The 21,050-nt window shown below is 43.9% G+C and carries 18 protein-coding genes and 1 tRNA gene; 15 read left to right on the top strand and 4 right to left on the bottom strand.

What is annotated here, in order from left to right:
• Positions 1 to 65: 65 nt before the first annotated feature.
• The 3 genes from MKS91_RS02770 to mnmG all read left to right on the top strand — a co-directional run bounded on the left by MKS91_RS02770 (position 66) and on the right by mnmG (position 4,770).
• Positions 66 to 1,460: a hypothetical protein gene (locus tag MKS91_RS02770; protein WP_258569317.1), complete on the top strand. Its 1,395-nt coding sequence runs from the start codon at positions 66 to 68 to the stop codon at positions 1,458 to 1,460.
• Positions 1,461 to 1,539: 79 nt separating this feature from the next.
• Positions 1,540 to 2,841, top strand: coding sequence for a hypothetical protein (locus MKS91_RS02775; RefSeq protein ID WP_258569318.1), 1,302 nt, complete (start codon positions 1,540 to 1,542; stop codon positions 2,839 to 2,841).
• A gap of 72 nt (positions 2,842 to 2,913) precedes the next feature.
• On the top strand, positions 2,914 to 4,770 hold the full coding sequence (mnmG, locus tag MKS91_RS02780; protein WP_258569319.1) for a tRNA uridine-5-carboxymethylaminomethyl(34) synthesis enzyme MnmG: 1,857 nt from the start codon (positions 2,914 to 2,916) through the stop codon (positions 4,768 to 4,770).
• On the opposite strand, the gene MKS91_RS02785 is transcribed toward mnmG, so the two are convergent.
• Positions 4,765 to 5,019, bottom strand: coding sequence for a bacteriophage holin (locus MKS91_RS02785; protein WP_258569320.1), 255 nt, complete (start codon positions 5,017 to 5,019; stop codon positions 4,765 to 4,767). The genes mnmG and MKS91_RS02785 overlap by 6 nt on opposite strands.
• Before the next feature lie 156 nt (positions 5,020 to 5,175).
• Positions 5,176 to 5,697, bottom strand: a complete 522-nt coding sequence (locus tag MKS91_RS02790) for a DUF4407 domain-containing protein (protein WP_258569321.1) — start codon at positions 5,695 to 5,697, stop codon at positions 5,176 to 5,178.
• Positions 5,698 to 5,942: 245 nt separating this feature from the next.
• Between MKS91_RS02790 and MKS91_RS02795 the strand changes: the two genes are divergently transcribed.
• From MKS91_RS02795 to pth, 10 genes are all read left to right on the top strand, one after another.
• Positions 5,943 to 6,281, top strand: a complete 339-nt coding sequence (locus tag MKS91_RS02795) for a hypothetical protein (RefSeq protein WP_258569322.1) — start codon at positions 5,943 to 5,945, stop codon at positions 6,279 to 6,281.
• Entirely contained in the window at positions 6,271 to 7,362 is a 1,092-nt protein-coding gene (locus tag MKS91_RS02800; RefSeq protein WP_258569323.1) for a type II and III secretion system protein, read from the top strand. Before MKS91_RS02795 ends, MKS91_RS02800 begins: the two co-directional genes overlap by 11 nt.
• Before the next feature lies 1 nt (position 7,363).
• Positions 7,364 to 8,776 carry an ABC transporter ATP-binding protein gene (locus MKS91_RS02805; protein WP_258569324.1) on the top strand — a complete coding sequence of 471 codons (1,413 nt, stop codon included), beginning with the start codon at positions 7,364 to 7,366 and terminating at the stop codon, positions 8,774 to 8,776.
• Positions 8,777 to 8,830: 54 nt separating this feature from the next.
• Entirely contained in the window at positions 8,831 to 9,151 is a 321-nt protein-coding gene (locus MKS91_RS02810) for a hypothetical protein (protein ID WP_258569325.1), read from the top strand.
• A gap of 86 nt (positions 9,152 to 9,237) precedes the next feature.
• The gene (locus MKS91_RS02815) at positions 9,238 to 10,158 is read left to right on the top strand and encodes a hypothetical protein (RefSeq protein WP_258569326.1); all 921 of its coding nucleotides are present in this window, start codon (positions 9,238 to 9,240) and stop codon (positions 10,156 to 10,158) included.
• Positions 10,159 to 10,248: 90 nt separating this feature from the next.
• Positions 10,249 to 10,322: transfer RNA gene (locus MKS91_RS02820), tRNA-Gln, on the top strand.
• A gap of 19 nt (positions 10,323 to 10,341) precedes the next feature.
• Entirely contained in the window at positions 10,342 to 11,232 is an 891-nt protein-coding gene (locus MKS91_RS02825; RefSeq protein ID WP_258569327.1) for a ribose-phosphate diphosphokinase, read from the top strand.
• Positions 11,216 to 11,857 carry a hypothetical protein gene (locus MKS91_RS02830; RefSeq protein WP_258569328.1) on the top strand — a complete coding sequence of 214 codons (642 nt, stop codon included), beginning with the start codon at positions 11,216 to 11,218 and terminating at the stop codon, positions 11,855 to 11,857. The genes MKS91_RS02825 and MKS91_RS02830 overlap by 17 nt, the downstream gene beginning before the upstream one ends.
• A gap of 27 nt (positions 11,858 to 11,884) precedes the next feature.
• Positions 11,885 to 12,538 (top strand): 50S ribosomal protein L25, encoded by a 654-nt coding sequence (locus tag MKS91_RS02835; RefSeq protein WP_258569329.1) that lies wholly within the window; start codon positions 11,885 to 11,887, stop codon positions 12,536 to 12,538.
• 211 nt (positions 12,539 to 12,749) lie between these two features.
• Positions 12,750 to 13,319 carry an aminoacyl-tRNA hydrolase gene (gene pth, locus MKS91_RS02840; protein WP_258569330.1) on the top strand — a complete coding sequence of 190 codons (570 nt, stop codon included), beginning with the start codon at positions 12,750 to 12,752 and terminating at the stop codon, positions 13,317 to 13,319.
• 64 nt (positions 13,320 to 13,383) lie between these two features.
• On the opposite strand, the gene MKS91_RS02845 is transcribed toward pth, so the two are convergent.
• Complete coding sequence (locus MKS91_RS02845) at positions 13,384 to 15,321, bottom strand: hypothetical protein (protein ID WP_258569331.1); 1,938 nt, start codon at positions 15,319 to 15,321, stop codon at positions 13,384 to 13,386.
• 55 nt (positions 15,322 to 15,376) lie between these two features.
• Between MKS91_RS02845 and ychF the strand changes: the two genes are divergently transcribed.
• Positions 15,377 to 16,444, top strand: coding sequence for a redox-regulated ATPase YchF (gene ychF / locus MKS91_RS02850; RefSeq protein ID WP_258569332.1), 1,068 nt, complete (start codon positions 15,377 to 15,379; stop codon positions 16,442 to 16,444).
• Positions 16,445 to 16,459: 15 nt separating this feature from the next.
• On the opposite strand, the gene MKS91_RS02855 is transcribed toward ychF, so the two are convergent.
• Positions 16,460 to 17,509, bottom strand: a complete 1,050-nt coding sequence (locus MKS91_RS02855; protein WP_258569333.1) for a tRNA nucleotidyltransferase/poly(A) polymerase-related protein — start codon at positions 17,507 to 17,509, stop codon at positions 16,460 to 16,462.
• A 453-nt stretch (positions 17,510 to 17,962) separates the two neighbouring features.
• On the opposite strand from MKS91_RS02855, the gene MKS91_RS05310 reads away from it, so the two are divergent.
• Positions 17,963 to 21,001, top strand: a complete 3,039-nt coding sequence (locus MKS91_RS05310) for an ankyrin repeat domain-containing protein (protein ID WP_258569334.1) — start codon at positions 17,963 to 17,965, stop codon at positions 20,999 to 21,001.
• Positions 21,002 to 21,050: the final 49 nt, after the last annotated feature.

A 21,050-nucleotide genomic window follows, 5' to 3' on the forward strand; every position in this document is an offset into this window, starting at 1 on the left:
GATAATTWACGCTTTYATGGCATGCTTGTGAGAAAAAATAGAAAAAAGAGAAAAAAGAGAAAAAAATGAAAAAATTAAATCTTATTTTGTATACGAACTTTTATGGTGGGGCCGGTGATGTTGAGATGTTGACGCCATATCTAGCAACACTACTTACTCCACTCGTAGGTTCATATGACACTATTACAGTGAGGTTTTGTGGAACCGTTTCAAAGCCGCATTTGCAGAATTACGGGTTATCAGGTGAAGGTCTAGATTGGGAAATACTCATCCCCCAAGAGAAGCTGGCGTTAGCAAGTTTAGTTGGTAAGCTTAATTCTATCTGCTATAAGACAGTGGAGGCTTTAGGAGGTACAGCTCAGCATATTAAATATTTCCGAGTTAGTGTTTCAGATGAAGGGGGCATTGGGCAGGATATGGTATATACTGCCCGAAAAGAAAAGGGTTTTGAAGATGCCCACTTGGATGATAAAATTGAGAAGGTCAATAACTTGGTGGACAAGCGGCATGAAGGGGTAGACTCTATTCTACTTCATACCAACTCTAACTCTCTCTTGAAGAGACAAGCATCGTGTAGGCAATTAGGAAGTGTCAGGTGTAAACTATATCTAACAACAGAAGTGGGTTGTCCGGACTTTGTCTTGAAAAATCTTGAGGCATTGATCGCAAGAAGACATGCTCTTTCGACGTTATATCTTGCACCGTGCGAGGAGCAAATTTCTCGCCTACCCTTATATCTTCATGAGCATTCTACCCCGGTTCTGCCAGAGTATATAGCACATAATAGCGATTCTCTGCCTTGCGGGACAAAGTATTGTCAAAATCTGATGGAGACCAGCGCGAAAGAAGGCCGAGTGCAAGTGATCGCATACTTTTCTGTTGAGAGTCAAAAAACAAAACAGCTGGTGACAAATTTGATTGTTTCTCTTGCGCGTGCTGCCAAAGATTGGGGGAATCCTGTTGATTTAATTATGGCAGGAAGAGAGGCTCATCAAGAGGTATTAAGGGACGCGCTTGGTATCTTAAAATGTGAGGATCAAGCGGTGGTGTGTGGATTTGGAAACGGTCTACGCTTTCTCTACAGCTGTCAATTTACATGCAAGGCTGAGTATCTTCCAGGCCTGTCGCACTTGTTTAACTTTGCTGATATATGCATTGGGACAGGTTTAAAAAGCGCCCTTGAAGTATTAGGATCAACAGCAAAGCTTAAGCTTGTGCAGGCTGCAATGCATAATTCAGGAAAGGATCACATAAAATTTTATCAGGACTGTGTTAAAGCAAATAAATTAAGTTTGCAACGTGCATTAAGCAATCCCGAAGACTCTTACGAAACGTCTGCGCTTGAAGATATGTGGAGCGAAGCATTGGCTGCTGTGCCACCAGTCCCAGCAGAAGCTGGCGGTGGCCTGGCAGCTCCGAAGCCCCAAGATGACGGTAGCCTAGGTGGAAAAAAACCGTAATTTAGGAGGTAGCGCCTGTAAAGCGGCAAGCTTAAGGGCGCATTTCAGTAGCTAGGAGCAAGATTAAAAGGAGACTTTTATGCTTTTAATAAACTTATCAATGCTTGGTAGTGACAGAATCAAGCAGGCTTGCCAAGAGGCGCTAAGAAGAAACTATTCAGGTAGATTGGCATTTGTGCCAGTTTTTGAGTCAAAGGATCAGTTGATAAACTTTGTTAGAATACTTGACGAGGTATACCGCACACCTTGTGCAAGGCCTCCTCAGCTATTGCCTCAAGTTTTTATTGACAATCAGGCACAGCCGATTAGAATTAACACTCAAGAAACAAAAGAGATTGGTACCGTGCCTGAGAGTGAAGCATATAAAGTAGAGCAGTTTAAAGATTCTATGGTTGCTGGCTTTTCGTCTGAACATTTTTTAGCGTTGATGTCTGATGATTGCTTTAAGGGTACAAATCACGCGCTTCCGTACCTAAAGAGCAAGTTTGGCGACGGGTTTCTCGCCGATGTTCCCGAGTTAGGAGCGATACAGTCATTGGCCTGTGTTCCAGGGAGCTATCATAAGGATTTGCACTCCATGACCGCATTGGGATGGTCGGTGTATTACGGGCATCTTCAATTAATTGATGAGTTTGCCTTGCAGTCATCATTGGAACGTGAAAAAAATAAAGCCATGCTCATCCAGTGTGTTGTAATGGACCGTTTGGGCCGGCAATGTTGGCATGAGGTTTTAATCAGGTGTGCTCATATTGGTTTTGTGCCAGAAAATATTTTGCCAAGACTTTTTGATTCCAGTGTTCCTGAGATATTGTCTCGTCCTCCCAGTATAGATAAATTCAGATCGTATGCAGAAAAGAGGGAAGCTGCTTGGACGGGTCTATTGTCTATAACACCAGAGGATCACATGCACCCTGCCGTCCTCATGTCCAAAGCTTTGCTTGCTAGCGGGGAAAAGCCAACTTCTTGCTGGTTACCGTATGCTGAAAATCTGATATCAACGATTCTGCAGCAAAGACCTTTGGTGCTTAGAAATATAGCGCTAAGATTTTTGCCAAAAGAAAAAGTATCCTATGACGCTTTTTCGCTAGCTAAGCTTAAGCTGGGATCAACAGCCAAGCCCCACGATCAGCTGCTGGTTTTGGCGGAGATGTTGCCGACCAAGGAGCAGCTTGAGGCTGCGATGTTTTCGATTAGTCAGTATGCGGCCAAGAATTTTGGGTGGGAAGAACCCGGCATCGTCACTAATATTGTGAAGACAGCCTTCCTGCCAGATCTTTCTTTTGTATTAAAGGGAGGCCGGGTCTCTGTTGCATTGCCCAAAAAAGAAAAGTTAGATGATAGTGGTTTGGGAACAGATCCAAAAATCTCTGTCGTAAGATAGTGTATCTGCTTACCAATGTTGACAAAAGACAGCGCTTGATGTATTATTTTTCAAACATTTAGGTGGTTTGTTTTGTACAAGTATCCAAAAAAATTTGATGTCATTGTGATTGGTGGAGGCCATGCTGGTGTCGAAGCCGCAGGGGCTGCAGCACGAATGGGGATGCATACCCTATTGGTGACACATAATATTGACACTATCGGTGTGATGTCCTGTAATCCTGCGATTGGCGGCTTGGGAAAAACCCATTTGGTCAAAGAGGTGGATGCCTTGGATGGATATATGGGGCGTGCAGCAGATGCTGCAGCGATTCATAAACGGGTTTTAAATGCCAGCAAAGGAGCTGCGGTACAAGCCGTTCGCTATCAAGCCTGCCGTGATCATTATCGTCAAGCCATTCGTCAAATGGTTGAAAGTACCAAAGGCCTTGAGATCCTACAGTCAGAGGTTGCCGATTTAATGGTTGATGGGGACACTGTGACAGGTGTTCAAACCAAGTCGCAAATAGACATTACCGCAAAGGCAGTTGTGTTAACAACAGGAACCTTTTTAGCGGGTAAGATTCATGTGGGCTCGGTGACTCAAAGCGGGGGGCGTAGTGGCGACCCTGCATCAGAGCAGTTGGCAACATACTTGGGAAAAACTTTTGCTATTGGTCGCTTGAAAACAGGAACACCGCCAAGAATCGCACAGTCATCCATAGATTTTTCTAAGTTGGAGATTCAAGCCTCAGAGCACCATGCGCCTCAAATGTCCTATATGCATGATCAGCCACTGGACATGCCGCAACGGCATTGCTATATGGCTAAAACCAACGCTAAGACGCATGAGATTATCAAAAGGTATATGGCACACTCCCCTATTTTTCAGCAGCGAGGTGAGTTGATGGGGCCGCGTTATTGTCCGTCAATTGAACAAAAAGTGGATCGTTTCCCTGAAAAAGACAGTCATCAGATTTTTGTAGAGCCAGAGGGATTATATGCCCGAGAGATTTATCCTAATGGTATCTCGACCAGCTTGCCTTTTGAAGCACAACAGCTCTTTATTCAGAGTATGGTTGGTTTTGAAGAAGCGATCATTACTCGACCAGGTTATGCGATCTCATATGGTTATTTTGATCCACGAGGTCTTAAGCCCTCGTTAGAAACAAAGACGATTTCAGGATTGTTTTTTGCAGGCCAGATCAATGGCACGACTGGCTATGAAGAAGCAGCAGCTCAAGGGATTTTGGCAGGCATTAATGCCGCCTTAAAGGTACAAGAAGCAGATCCTTTGATTATGGGGCGTGATCAAAGCTATATAGGGGTATTGGTGGATGATTTGGTCACGAATGGTACCATTGAGCCATATAGAATGTTTACCAGTAGAGCAGAACATCGATTGAAATTACGATGTGACAATGCCCATTACCGCCTAACGGCATTAGGTGCAGAGGTCGGAGTGGTGTCTTCAGAAAGATTGGCGAAAACACAAAAGCAGGAAAGAGAATTATCAGAGGCGTTAGCGTTCTTGCAGGCCAATAGGGTCACCCATTATAAGAGCCTAAAAGCGCTCTATCCGAATGATGGCCCAAAGCTCTTGGCGGACTTGGTTAAACAGCCTCAAGTGCCGGTTTCTGACTTGATTAAGGCTGGAGTCATTCAAGAGGCTTCCCGTTTTTGTTTCCAAGAAGCAATCACTTATTTGCGCTATGAGGGTTACATTGCCAAACAAGAGGCACAAATAAAAAGACTAGACAGTGCGCATCGAACCAAAATACCGACAGGGTTTGTATATGCAGAGGTTAAGGGACTGTCTGCTGAGCTTGTTGAAAAGCTGCTACAGGTGCAACCCTTGACGCTGGGGCAAGCCTCTAGGATCTCAGGAATGACACCTGCAGCATTGTCACTGATTGCTATTTATTTGAAGCGCCATGAGGCTGTTTTATAATCTTTTAGCCAAGACATTATAAATGAAAGCGATCAGAAATCCGCCGATGAAGCCATCTAAAAAAGCCCATCCCGAACCGATTAAAATGCCAAGTGCTGTTAGCTCATAGCCTATATAGACTGTTGATAGCGCAGATACAAAAGTGACGGCATAGCCAAGATATAGCGCCAGCAGGCTCATTAGTATCACGCTGATGCTCCATGTAAGACCTAAGCTGATAGCAAAAGCAAGGGTGTGTAGTTTTTTCATCAGAAATACCTCTTTTTGTTATTGGCTTTATTATAGCACGAGAATAATAGTTGACAGTTTTATATGACAATCAGGCACTGCATGGTGCAACCATCAATTATTCTCACATGATGACACAGCCAATAAGTTTGTACGGCAATCAAACATTATGTAGGGTTAATTTTGCTTCGGCAAGGAAGGAGATGGTACCCGCTTTTTTGTTAGTAGGGTGTTCATGCGGGCTAAGTAAAAGAAGGCAGTAGCCCCGCAAAGTGGAAGGGATAGGTATGATAATGCATCACAACCAGAGTCACCAACCCCTAATAGGCGACCAGCTACAAACAAGCATATGCCACAAGGTGGTATTATCAGACAAGACGCTGCTAGAGTAAAAAGTGTGATCATTGTAAAGGCTATTTGCTTTATTCTTTTAGGCGCTTTATTTTGCCCCTCTTGTAATAGTAGCGCTAAAACGTCAATAACGAATCTGTTTATAAAAAAGAACAATAAACAGACCGTTATTGCGAGCGACAAAATGCCTATTACCCACCAAGCCGCTGGCCCGCCGCCCCTGAAGCCGTGCGCCAAGAAATAAAGGCAAAAAAATGCAGCAAAAGCTTTGGCCAAAATGGTGGCCCCAATAGCGGCATATAGAATGAATAGTGTTACCATTGGAGATGTTGTTGATTTGCTTTGCATAGAATGTTGCCTGTTTTTTTATTACTATGCCAAAAAACGGAAGAAAAAGCAATATTTCCGCCAACCCGGTCATGACATAAGGGGTGAGATGGCGTAGGGTTCGGTGATGTTGCGGAGAGGGTGGATATTATTGGTGCTGTGGGGTTTATCAAAGTTGGCAAGTAGCCAGCCAGGAGTGAATTGTTCCATATTGATTCACATACTGCAGTGTCCCAGGGTTGCGGTATTGCGAATAAAACAAAACCATGGATGCTGGGAGGTGGATGTTGTTGGGAGAGATTTGGGGCGGTGTTTTGAAGCCATGTCATATGCCTGTAAGCCACTTAAAGAAGGTCTGCGCTGTCGTATTATGGGGCGTAGGCTTGTGGCTAATGGCAAGGACGAATGGGCCAAGGAAACATTGTGATGCATTATTTGAGCAAGGATGTTTCAGTAACCATGCCGCATGGTATTGTTCATCAGGACAGGTTATAGATTGGGTGCAGGCTTTGTCAGCAAGACAGGTATATGCTGAGGGAATAAAGATTCAACAAGAGGGGCGGTACCATAAAGTTACGTGGCGTTATTGTGTTTATGATGATTAGTGGGCAGGCGACATTGTTTGGCCCTAAGTGGTTGCATATAGAGAAAGGGCAGGTTTCAGTTCAGGCTAATGGTATTGTGATATCAGGTTTGCTGAATGAGTGGTGCCAGGTGTGCGATAAGCAGTGTGTGGTGGATCATGAGATTAAAAGTAAACTGTCATTAAACATTCCTAGAATGACCTGTGAGGACTTATACATGGTTTTAACCAAAGGTGTGGAGGTGACAACATTGGCAGACACTTTGGTCTTTTCAAAGCCAGCCAAGGGAACGTGGGTGCCTTATCCGTGTTCGTTCCGTCGGCCTGAAGAGATGGCAGCCAAGTTGAAAGCGCTGCTGTCTCCTATGGGGAAATACGATCATATTTTGGCGGACAATGTCTCTGGTATGCTTTGGGTTCCTAAGGGTTTTTATGATCAGCATCAGGCAATGATTGAGGCGATTGATCAACCAAAGAAGTATTACAATGTCTATCTGTCTTGGTTTCGGGTAGATGAGAGCGCTCATTGGGAAAGCATGAATCATCCTTGGGAAGAAGTCCTTTTGAGGCTGTGGCAAGGACAGGCAGTTAACGTCTCAATAGAAGACCTAGTAAGGTGGCTACAGCGCAGTGACAGCCGAGGCAGTTATACGTTTCTATCTGATTTTTCGTCAGCAGTTGTTGAGGGAGAAGCAGTTGAGGTGGTATTAGAAGAGGTCATTCAAAGAACGAAGCGTGATAAAAAGGGTGTGCCACAGTGGGTGGATGTGCCCCAGGGGGTGATGGTTAACATGACCCTACACTCTCAACAAGACAAGGTAGCCATTCATATTGACCTGCAGGATAAGTTGTTTGACAAAAGCACTGAGGGCTATAAACAGTCAATGATCCAACTCAATACAGTTGTTGAAATGGAAGCCGGTATGAGCAAGATGCTCTCTGGGTTTTCTAGGCAGGAAGCCGTTCATAAAAAGCAGTGTACGCGTCCCCTCTCCGCTCTTCCAGTCATTGGGCGCTTGTTTTGTCATAAGACCAAAGTGACTGAAGAGCGGCAATACGCGCTGGTAATTGCCGTGCATGAAGAACCATCAATGGAGCATTAGTATGCAAATATGGCGGTCGTGTCTAAGGCAGTTTCCATTAAGAAGTGCCATACTCTTAAGTTTGGCGCTGTTGTTTTCTTGTAGCCAGGTTCTGCTGCCTGTCTTATTGGTTGGTCCTGTTTGGCAGTTGCTGTTGGCTTGGCTTGCCTTACATTTTTGCGGGCGGGTGCAAACAGTCTTATTGTTGCCTATTTGGCATCATATAAAATCAGAGATGGTCGGCATTGTGGATCAAAAAGATGATGCAGTATTGCTGTCTGAGGGTCAGCGAAGGCATTGTGCAGCAAAGATGCTTTGGCATATTGACGCGACTGTTAGATCAGTAGAAATAATGATGATGCAAATATTCCCTCAGGCTTTTGGCTTGGTGTTACGGACCGTGGTGCTTTGGCACTTTTTTCCTAAGCACCACCTTTGGGTTGTCATTGGCGGCATTGGATCTTTGCTTTGCATCGGGGTCGGTGTTTATTGTACAGACAAGCGGCGTGGGGGTTGGCAACAAGATGCTCACTCGTATGATTTGTATCATAAGGATATATTGTCTCAGCGTTTATTTTTAACGCCAAGGACGTTGAGGAAGAACCCGTATGCCTCTTTGTGTTTTAAAAATGCAATCCAAAAAGAGTGCATTAAGTCCGGAATGGGTGGCTGGATAGTAACGCTTGGGCTATTGTGGTGGATACACCCGATGGAAGGGTCTTTTCAGGGGCTGTTACTATGGCTGGGTTTGGGGGACCAAATTTGGGGGGCTTGGGGGGGCGCTGCTGAATATTTGGCACTACCAAAAGTCTCTTCTATAGCACAAGAGAAGATGACTATTGAGGCCATCTCTGCCATAAGGTGTGAAACGTTATCGATGTTTGCCAACAGCAGCCCCATTACCTTGTTGCTTCAACCGGGTGATACATTACAGCTTATCGGTGCAAATGGGAGTGGAAAAACATCCTTTTTGAGAATGCTACTGGGCGCTGTGCCATATAAGGGGGGCAAATTGACCTTGAATCATCTAGAGGCGGCACAGGTGTCTGTCAAACATCGGGTGGTTTTGGGGAGTAGTTTGTTATTGGTTTCAGGAGTCTTGGCTGATTATGTTAAGCCATCTGATCTTGAGCTGTTTGGGCTTCAAGCGGCTGTAGACGCCCTTCCGGCCCAGATAAAAACGTCGATGGCGCACATACAGGGCGCATGGTCTCAAGGCATGCTACAAAAAATTAATTTATTATACGCGCTGGCAACTGAGTCACCATTGTATTTATTAGATGAAGCGTGTAATCATCTATCGATTAAAGATGAAGTCTTATTTTATAACCGCCTCAGAGAGCACAAACCGAATGCTATCATTATCTATGTTTCCCACCAAATGGTTGCTAGCAAGCACTGTGTATGCGGCCAGAAGGAGGTGATATTTGGTTGATTTTAATGTGAAAAAACAGCATAATGCATTTAAGGTGTTAAATGCCTATAAGAAATGTACAGATATTTAAAAGATTTTATGCTTAAGAAAGACGGCCTGTGGAATCAGTATCAAATCCCAGGTGCCCCATTGCATAAAGGCAGTGGTCACTCTCTACACAAGTTGTCATTTATGTCAAATGATGTACGTGAGCGTTACCTGAAGAAAGATTATACGCAATATTGTGGCGACATCAAAGGTATCGCTATGGATTTTGTGGGTAAGGAGTCTGTTGGAGAATCAATTCGCTTATCATCAGTTGTGACCATTTTAAATTGCATGAATGCGTGGCACTGGGGAGGCGGGCGAGCTTATGAGGGGCGGAAGGATACCTAAAAGGCTCACAAGAAGAGGCGCTGATTGATAAGATTCGTGCTTATGCTGCCCTTCCGTTCTATGGAGACCAGATTAGAGAAAGACGTTTGGAAAAAGGATATTTTAGCAAGGACCAGCATGGTGTTTTTACGCAGTTTCGGGAAGACGTAGCGCGCCAGAGGCCTGAGATTCCTAGTACCGGTTATGCCAATTATCTACATATGCCAGCATCATTGTTCGGGCCTTTTTCTTGGGAGGCGCCTGAAGATGTGCATACGGGATTAAATATTGTTGCGGTGCATGCGCCAGATTTTCGTAGGAGGACCGGAAGCCAAAATATTGAATTCGCATCAACGCCTGAAGGCAATAAAGTTTTTGCTCAAATGGTTCGTTTTCAGTTGGCAGCAGCGGTAGAAAAACATTTACAGGTGATGAACAAAAAAACTGGCTTGGATAATTCGCTTGTGTTGCCAATCCTTGGATGTGGTGCTTTTCAGGGTAATGAACAATGGTATGCTGAGCAATATTATTATGTTTTAGCGCAGTATGCAGATCAACTCGAGCAGCATAAGACAAAGGTTCATTTTCCGTGGAGTCATGAGAGCCTCTTTCAGAAACAGCTACAGGCATTGGTTAACGGAACCGTGAAACCAGGTTTGACGGGCGAACTACACCCAGCTAATCGGTGCACGATGGCGTCAGCAGCCCAATCAAGCAGTATGATTTATTGGGTGCTTGCCGCTGTCGTTTTGGGCCCAGTGGCTTATGCATTTGGGGCACCATGGTGGGCTGCAGGTATCCTTGCTGTGGTGGTATTGCTGATTGGTTCAGAGGTTACGGCAGATGTTCCTGAAATACCAGCTGCGCCGACAGCCCCGCGTGTGTCTTCAGTACCTAAGACACCAGGTGAGTATATCTGCGATACGGTTTTAGAGCCTTTGGCTGCAAGGACGGAGCTGTGTTCGCCGGCTATAGATCCGCATCATAAACATGCAGATTATTTGATTAGCAGGCACGGAACGCGTTAGCAGAGATAAAGACGATTTTGGCATAAGAAAATGATAAAGTATGATAATTTGCTTGACAATTTCAGCCTTTTCGTCAAATATAGAGAAGATTGGGGCGTAGCCAAGCGGTAAGGCATTGGTTTTTGGTATCATGATCCCTGGTTCGAATCCAGGCGCCCCAGCCATCTTTATACAAGGATAGTGATGATTGCACTTATTTCAGGAACATCGCACGTCAGTTTAGCAGAGTCAATTGCAGACCATCTGGGCGTATCCCTGGAGATTTCTCAAACAATAACCTATGACGATGGAGAGATTGGTGTTCAGCTTGACGGGTCGTTTCAAGGACAAGATGTTTATATTGTACAGTCACTTGCAGTGAAGCCCAATACTTATCTTGTAGAGCTATTGTTGTTGATTGATGCCGCTAAGCGTTTGGGGGCAAAGAAGGTGACTGCGATTATTCCTTATTTGGCGTATATGCGACAAGATCGTGTCGAAAATCATCATGCCTACTCTGCTTCTGTTGTTGCTCAGGTGATTTCTCAAGCCGTTGATGCGGTTRTTTTGGTGGAGCCACATGTGCAGCAAATCAGTGGTTTTTTTACTGTTCCAGTATATGAAGTTTCTACGGCGCATTTAATAAAACAGCATATTAAGATGAGAACATTTGATTCATTGGTTCTGGTTTCTCCAGATATTGGGGGGATGAAGCGTGTGGAGCAAGTAAAGCCAGAACAAGATACGCCTATTGCAATGGTCGAAAAAGTCAGGACAGAAGACGATGTTCAAATGCTACAAATCTTGGGCGATATCGCAGGTAGAGACTGTGTGATTATTGATGACTTGGTGGCATCGGGGCATACCCTTCAGAAAGCAGCGCAGCGTTTAAAACAACAAGGTGCCAATCGTGTTGTGGCATATGTCACTCATGCGGTGCTTCCAGGGGCTGTGAGCCATATTCTGGCAACATCGGATATTGATGCACTGGTTACGTTTGACACCGTTGCAGGGATTCCAGAAACTTTTGAGAAACTTTCGGTGGGAGAGGATATAGGTCGTCTGGTTCAGGGGTTAGATGCTGGCGGTTATTAAGTGCTTTGTGAAGGGGAATAAAGGGGGATCATATGGAAGGCCTTGGTCAAAAAAAGACCATGAGCCGGCATATACGAATTCACATACACTATTAGATGAAACAGAGCACTCTCGTGCAAAGGTCCTACACGTTGAGTTGGTTCGCTTTGCGGACGAGTTGGGACGGCGTGTGGATGTCGGCGAGACGACTTATTACTTGAGATACGGTTTCAACTGTTTGCAGATGAAGCCTGGGTATTATGCCATATCAACCATTAAAAAGGCTGGGTTATTTGGCTGGTCGGTTCGACTAAGGGGGTTAAAGTATGGTCGTAAGTCAGGTGAGTTTCAGATGCCTCGCGGCGGTATCATGGTCGCAAGAAAACCGGCGGTTTGTCTTGGAACGCTTTGCTTTAGATTTAAGGGACTCCATCTTGGTGGATACAAACATACCCAAGCATCCCCAAAGTTTTTTGATGTGACCAGGCACTTTGAGATAAAATCAATGTTGTTACAAACCTTCCAACAAAAAAAACAGGCAGTTTGTTGCGTTTTCAGAGGGAGAATTCTTTCCTGTGGGCAGTACGTATCAAACAAAATAACATTTCTGGGTAAAAAAATCTGTCAACGTAAAAATACTGGCTAACATAAGCTACTTAAATGGAGGTAGTATATGAATCTTAAGGTAGAAAGTAGATCACAAGTTGGTAGTCGTCAGTGTCGTCGGTTACGACAATCCGGGCATTATCCAGCGGTTGTTTATGGGCATGGGAAGCCATCACGAAGTTTTCAGGTGAGCATGTCACATATGGATGTTTTTATGAAGTCACACCCAGTTAAATCACAGATATTTTCAATTGAGCTTGAAAAAGACACGATGGATGTTTTGGTAAGAGACATACGTCGCTCAACATCAACCAATCAAATTCAGCATATTGACTTTTTTGAGATATCTAAAAACAAAGAGTTGGTGGTTAATGTTCCGTTCTCGTTTTCACACGAAGCCGATGCAGTGGGGGTTAGGGAAGGCGGCGTCATTGACCATGTTGTGACTGAAATAGCCATTAAAGTGTTACCAAAGAATCTGCCTGAGAATATTCTGGTGGACATTGAGGCGCTTGGAATTGGCCAGTCAATTCATTTAAGTGAGTTGACATTGCCAAAGGGGTGTGTTTTAGACAAAGCCATTAGTGAAGACTATGATCCGCTCGTCGTTAGCATTCATGCACCAAAAGTTGTGGTTGAAGAGGATGTTGAGACAGCAGCGGCTGACGATAATGACTCTGAGCCTGAAGAAGCAGAACAGGCAGAGGGCGCTGATGGATAAGGTGTCTCTTAAGGCATGATTGACATGAGCATGTTTTTGGAATATAGAGGGCGCCATGATTTCTGGCGCCCTATACTTTTTGAGCGACCGCACTCAATGTCTGAATCTTTCATTAACAGTCATGTGCTATATGAATCGCCTCTGATATATAAGTCGTGATGTTTTATGAGGCTATGCTATAATTCAATGATTTATAGATTGATAGGTGGGCATGAAAATACTCTCTGGCTTAGGAAACCCTGGACGCTCTTATGAAAATGATCGACACAATGTGGGTTATTGGTTGATAGATGCGTTGATCGAGGCGCATGGTTTGACAGCAAAGGAAAAACCAAATTATTACGTTTATATTTGGCAGCATGATTATGGCAAAACATATCTGCTTAAGTCGAAGCAATATATGAACGATTCAGGACTGGCATTGCGGCAGTTGATGCAGTTTTATAAAATACCAGTAGAAGATGTTTGGGTTGCGTATGACGATATGGACTTTTATCCAGGCTGCTCTCGGGTAAAAAAACAAGGTGGTGCTGGAGGCCATAATGGCATTAAAAGTATTATCTCTCATGTTGGGCCAAGTTTTAATCGATTGCGTGTTGGTGTTGGTAGACCAAAAGATGCTGCTGAAGTGAAGCAGTATGTTCTGGCCTCCCCTTCTAGAGATGATAGAGAGAAGATTGAAGAGAATATCGATTTTGTGCTAAAGCATATTAACTTGCTGCTGCAAGGCAAGTATGCAAGTTTTACTGAGATTTTGCATTCAACCTACAAAGCTACTTAAACATGATACCCCTCAATAGCTATGCATACTCTATGCTGCTTTTTGAAGGATGCTAGTTGGATAGTTATTGTGTAGGGCCAGCAAAGGGGCTATAGGCTCTTGCATGCTCGCTTACGTAAGAAGCGGCGGCCTTAGAGGCATTGGCCAATGTCTCAGGAATAATGGGTAAAATACGTGTTTGTATTGCTTGGCATGAATAAGAGACAGGGCTTAGTAGCCAGCTCAGTCCTGCACAAGCGTATTCCCATAACATCCATAGGAAGCTCGGTGAGCTTTTTGCGTCATTGGAATTGTCGTTTTGCGTTTTTCCAGGTTCTTTTGTTGCGCCCTCAGGAGCGCTATGCTTCTCTTCTTGTTCCTGTTTTTTAGTAGACTCAATTGTGGCTTGAGCGGTTTGTCCAAATAGTTTTGTCATGCTGCTAAGCATATCATGCATGGCTTGTCGTTGTGCTTCTTGTTCCTGTTTTTTAGCAGACTCAATTGTGGCTTGAGCGGTTTGTCCAAATAGTTTTGTCATGCTGCTAAGCATGTCCTGCATCTCTTGTCGTTGCGCAGCTTTAACTGCAGCCATGGCTTTTTCTTTGTCATATACCTGGATTGCTAAGGGGTTCAGATCAGTCGGTGGTTTTTTCCATACGGGAACTTGCACCGCTGGCAGGGCCCCCTCTGCTGCTCCGGCAGAAGCCGTGTCTACAGGCTTGGCCTCCGCTGTGTCTTCGAATGATTTTACGCTTCTTCTGCTGTTAGGAGCGTTGAGATGATGTTCTAGTAGCGTTACATAGTGATCCTGGGCTGACATCTTACATTCTTTTGTCGCGGCAAAGCATCTCCATAAATTATATTCGAGGTTGTCATTGCTTGTTTTTTTGAATAGAGCTTTAGGATCAGAAAAGACAGCATTGTCAATTTCCAGAGCTTTTGCAATAACTAAAAGAGGTCGATCGCTAGCTCGCATCGTAGCTATGGACATCGCTTTTTTTAGCTGCTTGCCGGTTGGGACAAGCTCTGACCAAATTCCATGTGTGCTTGAAGCCAAGGGGCCGCCGCGTGAGAGAACCTTTGCAATAATGATGGCAAGGGTTCTTTGTGGTTGTGTGTTATCAGGAGCTGAAGAGATAAGGTCTGCAATTTCCTTAAGCTTTGTTTTGTATAGGTTGATGGTATGATAAGATGAGAATCCGGGGATAAAAGGGCTTAAAATTTTTTGCAACTCAGTCAGGATCTGTTTGGCAGCCGGCATGGGGCCGCTTTGCTCCACGATTTTGTTTAATGTGTCTAAGTCTTTTAGAGAGGACTTTAGTTTTGCCAACTGTGAGGTAAGCGCTTCAGGTAATGTTTTCTCAAAGGCTGGTGTGTTTATGGACCTCCAGGCGTTTAGTTGGCGCAGCTTTGTGTCATCTGGAGGGCTCTTTTGAGAGAAGGCCTGTTTGAGTAAAAGCTCGGTTTTGTGTGGCTCGTCCTCTGTGTTCTCGGTAAAGAGCAAAAATCCGAGGACAACATGTGCGATATGGTGCCGGTTATTGCGGTCAAAGAACGGTAGTGAGGCGATTTTGTCAGGGTGAAACTGTGTCGGCTTAGGATATCCAGAGCTCTCAATAAGCGCTGTTTGAAGCGTTTCTTGGACTTCTAATAAGAACGGAATATCTTCGGCAGCAAAAGCGCTAACGATATCAGAGATTAGCGAAGCGGTGTCATTGTTTGACAGCTGTAGCATATGGCTGATGATGACAAAGTGTCGTGAAAAGCTTTGAGTTGCAATTAAGTGCCCCCATAGTCCACTAATATCCCCCCCTTCTGTTAATGTCAGAGGCTTTTCGATCCATATATCCCAGTATGCTGTTTTCGTGTGCTGGGAAAATGTATCCATAGATTTTAGTTTGGGTGTCCTTGTTTGCATCTCTTCCTCAGGTTTTTTAGCACAATACCACGATATGGCTTTTATATCAAAATCTACTACAAGTGAAAAATGTTCGAGGGTTTGTTTTTGTCGAGATGGTTGCATTTTTTGAGATCTAGCAGTATTATAAGCATAAGTCTTTAAATAAAGAGAGAAAATTATGGCATTAAGTTGTGGTATCGTTGGGTTGCCAAATGTAGGTAAGTCTACCCTTTTCAACGCATTAACAAAGAATATGATTCCTGCAGAGAATTACCCGTTTTGTACCATTGAGCCGAATGAGGGGGTCGTGCTGGTGCCAGACAGTCGGCTTAAAGCTATCAATGCCTTGGTCCCTACTCAAAAGGTATTGCCTACAGCAATGAAGTTTGTAGATATTGCGGGGCTGGTAAAGGGAGCGTCAGAAGGTGAAGGCTTGGGGAATAAGTTTTTGGGGCATATTCGTCAGGTGAATGCCATCATTCATGTGGTCAGGTGCTTTGAAAGTGTTGATGTTGTCCATGTAGACAATCGGGTGGACCCTGTCAGCGACATTGCAACCATTGAGTTTGAGTTGTGTCTTGCGGATATTGAGATTGCAGAAAGAGCCAAAGTCAAAGCGAAAAAACAAAACTCACCTCAGATTATGCAGGCATGGGATGATATTATTCAGGCTTTAACCAGCCAAGAATTTTTGAGGCAGGATACCTTATCTGGTGATGCTTGGGATCTTTGTCAAACTCACCAACTTTTGATGGCAAAGCCAATGTTTTATTTGGCCAATTGTGATGAAAGCTTAGCGGGGACACATGTGGATACCTTGTTAGCATATGCCGAGTCAAAAGGCGCTGATGTGGTGAAAATATCCAGTAAAATTGAAGCAGAGATTGCTCAGTTGGATGCTGATGATCAGGAAATGTTTTTGGCAGAGGTTGGCCTAGATGAGCCAGGTCTCAATAAAGTGATTCGAGAAGGCTACCAGCTATTAGATTTACAAACCTACTTTACGGCTGGAGAAAAAGAGATTAGAGCGTGGACGTTTCCTAGGGGGGCTTTGGCTCCGGATGCTGCTGGTGTCATTCATACAGACTTTATCAAAGGCTTTATTCGGGCAGAAGTTGTCTCGTATGAAGATTTCATTGCTTGCGCTGGTGAAGCAGGTGCAAAAGAAGCCGGCAAGTGGCGCTTAGAAGGCAAGGCTTATGCTGTGCAAGATGGCGACATTATGCACTTTAGGGTCAATTCCTAACGATTCCTATTGTCTCTATGAGACGAGAATAGACTGTATCAGCGAGGCTCTAGCTTTTTCAATGAGATGTTGGCGGTCTTGAGGCTGGGAGTCTTTGATGACTGCTGCAATATCCATGTTGTGCAAAGCCGTGCAAAGCTTAAGGAGTAATGCTTTGTTTGGATGATCAGGCATAGATGCGATGATGGTCTTTGCCCTATCAAGTCTACGAAATGGATCTAAACGTTTTAATACGGTTAGCAGGTCGTGCGCCTCTGGCGCTTCCCGGAACAGCAATGCGTGGCGTTGGGAGTGAATGATTTTGATACAGTTGGCCATATGGGAGGGAAGAGATAATGCGAGAAAACCTTCGATGCTTTCCTGGTGCCAAATGGCGGAGAGCATGCGCTCAACACCTGTCAGGTTTGATTGTTGGACGCTTGGAATGAAGCTGGGTGATAATTGAATATCGAGAGCATCAAGTGCGCCGCATTGTTCAAGTGTTGCCCAAAAAAGATCAAATCTTTTATGATGGCCTGACTTTTCAATTTCTAGCCAGATTCTCTCGGAGGGCAGTGCTTTGATTTCATTGGCAGTAGCACATATTTTTTGCATGAATGACATTGTTTCTGGTGCAATTTTGAAATCAGGGAGGTATGCTTGAAAGCGAGCCACCCGCAAAACGCGCAGAGGGTCTTCGACAAAAGCACTTGATACGTGCTTGAGCACTTTGTTTTCAAGGTCCTGTTGCCCGCCATATGGGTCGATTATTTCCCCGGTTGTGCTTTTTGCAATAGCATTAATGGTGAGATCTCTTCTTAGCAGGTCTTCTTCTAAGGTAATAGAGGTATTGGTATCCATGTCAAAGCCATGATAGCCCTCCCCTGTTTTGCGCTCTTTTCTTGCCAAGGCATATTCTTCTTGTGTCTTGGGGTGGAGAAAAACAGGAAAGTCTTTGCCAACTTGCTTAAACCCTTTGTTGAGCATGCTCTGAGGGGTTTCACCAATCACTACAAAGTCTTTCTCAGATACCCTTTTTCCTAAAATCTCATCTCGTACTGCGCCACCAACAAGGTATGTGTTCATGTTTGCCTCATTACTATATTGAGTTAAAGGTTAAACGTTTGCTTGCGGTTTTTCAAGAATATCATGCGATAGCTGTATTTTAGGGGCCATAAAGGATTCGGTGTGAAGTGATGGGGATTGGTTCAAGAGATAACTGATACAAGCGCTCTTAAACTCATGGATGAATCATGAAAAAGAAAACGGCATCTACAGCAAACCCCCAGCACAAAGAATACACAAATATTGCAAATTAAAAAGTGATTCATATTCCTCAGAAGCAACACACTGGTCATTTTAAGACCTTTTTAATATTAGATACAGCTGATGCCTAGAAATGGCCGCTTGATTCAGTGCTCACTGAAGATACATATAAATATAACATATCCCAAAAGACAATTGGGCTCGCTAAAAATTTGACATAATTTGATATTTTTCGCATAATTTAAGTAATGAATACAACGCTGGAGCAGTAAAGTGCCAATAAATATAAAAGAAACTTCTAATTTAAACGAAAAACTATTAAAAGCAGCAGAAGCTGGCCATCTACAGGTTGTTAATGCACTTATTGCTGCCGGTGCTGAAATCAATCAGCCCTCTGTTAATGGCTCATCCCCACTATTTATTGCTGCATTTAATGGAAAGCCGGATATTGTTGTTGCGCTTTTGCAGAAAGAGGGCATTGAGGTTAATCAGGCTAATATTGATGGTGCAACCCCGCTATATGCAGCTGCACAAGAGGGACACCATGAGATTGTTGCAGCGCTGATTGCAGTGCCAGGCATTATGGTTAATCGGGGTAAAGCAGATACTGGCGAAACCCCGCTCTATATCGCTGCACAACAAGGACGCCATAAGGTAGTAGCGGTACTGATTGCAGCGCAAGGAATTATGGTTAATCAGCCTAGAACAGATCTTGGCACAACCCCGCTCTATATCGCTGCACACCAAGGACAACATGAGGCTGTGGCAGCGCTGATTGCATCGCCTGAGACTATGGTCAATCAGGCTAGTGAAAATACCGGCGAAACTCCACTTTTTGTCGCTGCACGCAAAGGACATTATACGGTTGTGGAGGCACTGATTGCAGCGCCTGACATTATGGTTAATCGTGCGACTATAGGTGTTGGCGTTACCCCTCTATATATCGCTGCACAAGAAGGGCATCATAAGGTTGTAGCAGCGCTGATTGCAGTGCCTGGCATTATGGTTAACCAGGCTAGAGCAGATACTGGTGAAACTCCACTCTATATCGCTGCACAGCAAGGACGCCATAAGATAGTGGCGGCACTGATTAAAGCATCAGGTATTATGGTTAATCAGGCTAGAACAGATATTGGTACAACCCCACTCTATATCGCTGCACACCAAGGACGCCATAAAGTAGTAGCGGCACTGATTAAAGCATCAGGTATTATGGTTAATCAGGCTAGAACAGATATTGGTACAACCCCACTCTATATCGCTGCACAAGAGGGACACCTTGAGGTTGTTGTCGCGCTTTTGCAGAAAGGAGGCATTGATGTTAATCAGGCTAGAGAAGGTACTGGCGAAACCCCGCTCTATATAGCTGCAGCCAATGGACACCTTGATGTTGCTAATGCACTTCTTACTGCAGGTGCTTCTGTTAATCAGGCTATAAGTACTGGCGCAACCCCTCTCTATGTCGCTGCACAAAACGGACACGCAGATACTGTAGAGGCACTTCTTGCTGCAGGTTTTGATATTAATCAAGCGACTACAAATAATGGCATAACCCCACTATATATGGCTGCACTACATGGTAACATAGAGGCTGTTGATGCACTAATTGCTGCAGGTGCTGATGTTAATCAAGCGACTGGAAGTGGCATAAGCCCGCTCTTTATCGCTGCAACAATGGGGCACATGGGGGTTATAGCGGCGCTGATTGAGGCAGGTGGCGATTTTACAATTCTTCTTTATCAAGATAAATCCGCTTTAGAACAAATTTTTACTGCAATAATGAGTAATACTAGATTACTAATGGCCATTATTAAGTGTATTGAATCTTCGGCATGGGATGGCCGTGCCGCCGGGGAAAGCCTTTTAGATGCAGCGGAAAAAAGAGAATTGATGCTTATTGGCGAACTAATCATTATGGCCGGCGGGGTATTTGGTCTCAATTTTAAAAAAAGGTTTATGGATGATCTTAATATAGCAATATCAGACATGCTGCCCTCACTATTTCAAGAGCTTGATTCAACTTATTCGATTTCTCCTTATGTATGGAATGTAAATTTATTGGTGGAATTTAAGTCGACGGGAAAGGGAATGCAACGGTGCCTTCTTCACCGAATATCTTTTATAAAATATGCAGCTGACAATATAAGAATCTCATTAGGATCGCTAAAGGATAGACTGCAGATAGAGATAGAAAATGCCAGCGATCCTGAGCTGATGCACAAAATAATAGCTAGCAATATCAATGATGTATGCTGTATATTTGCGCTACAAGCAAGTGTTTATCCAGCGCCAATTTTTCCACTGAGATCGCAGCTAGATATTCGCATATCTGAAGGGGGTGTGGCCACAGCAGTTGAGAGATTTCTGGCATTATATAATGAGGAAAAAGAAACACGTGAGAGAGCTCTTGTTAGAACATATTGGGATAACCGGGAATTTTATACCATTCTTTTTAAGAAATGCGTTTATATAGGGGGGTTGGAGAGGCCCACCATCAGCGTGAAAAAAGGGTTAAAGAAAACGCAGCTATCCAGAGAAGATATTCATAATTTAGCCATCAGTGTGCAAACATTGTTAAAGCAAATACCTTTATCTAGGGCCCTTGATTTCTGCTTTTATAAGGAAAGTGATCTTCGCAAATACCTAGAGAATGCCAGCAATCGAATCGATTTGTTAAAAACAATATTGAGGTACGCACAGTTTGATAAAGTTTATTTTGAGAGTCTTATAGTAAAGGCGGGGACGGGGACGACAATACGGCCAATGCTTTCAGCCGTTGCGGATAAAATACTAGCGTTTGAGCTGTATGGTAAAAGCTCAGTGAAATCATTTTCACCAAATTATCGCAATATTTTCAATTTATTATCAATGTCTCAAAGACATAATCTTCGTTTATCAGATAAAAAAACAGCAAAACTCAACACAGACCGTGATTTTGTCATGTCTGTGCTAATACATGACAGAAGTGCTTTAGGATTCCTAGAATTTGTATCTAATAAGCTTCAAGGAGATAAGGGAATTGTGATCGCTGCACTAGCGTATAGTAGCTACTCGCTTAAGTTTGCATCTAACGCACTGAGGGCTGATAAAGATGTGGTTCTGGCGGCAATTAATAATGATGGGTCTGCGCTTGAGTTTGCATCTGACTCACTGAGGGCTGATAAAGATGTGGTTATGGCGGCAATTAATAATGATGGGTCTGCACTTGAGTTTGCATCTGACTTACTGAGGGCTGATGAAGATGTGACCATGGCGGCAGCTAATAATGATGGCTCTGCGCATGGTTTTTCAAGTTATGCAGTCAGCGTTTAAATGCATCTTTTTGTATTCCCCATAATCGCTTGTTCATTAAACTATCTCA

The organism is Candidatus Synchoanobacter obligatus (genome assembly GCF_024259865.1).
GTDB lineage: Bacteria > Pseudomonadota > Gammaproteobacteria > Comchoanobacterales > Comchoanobacteraceae > Synchoanobacter > Synchoanobacter obligatus.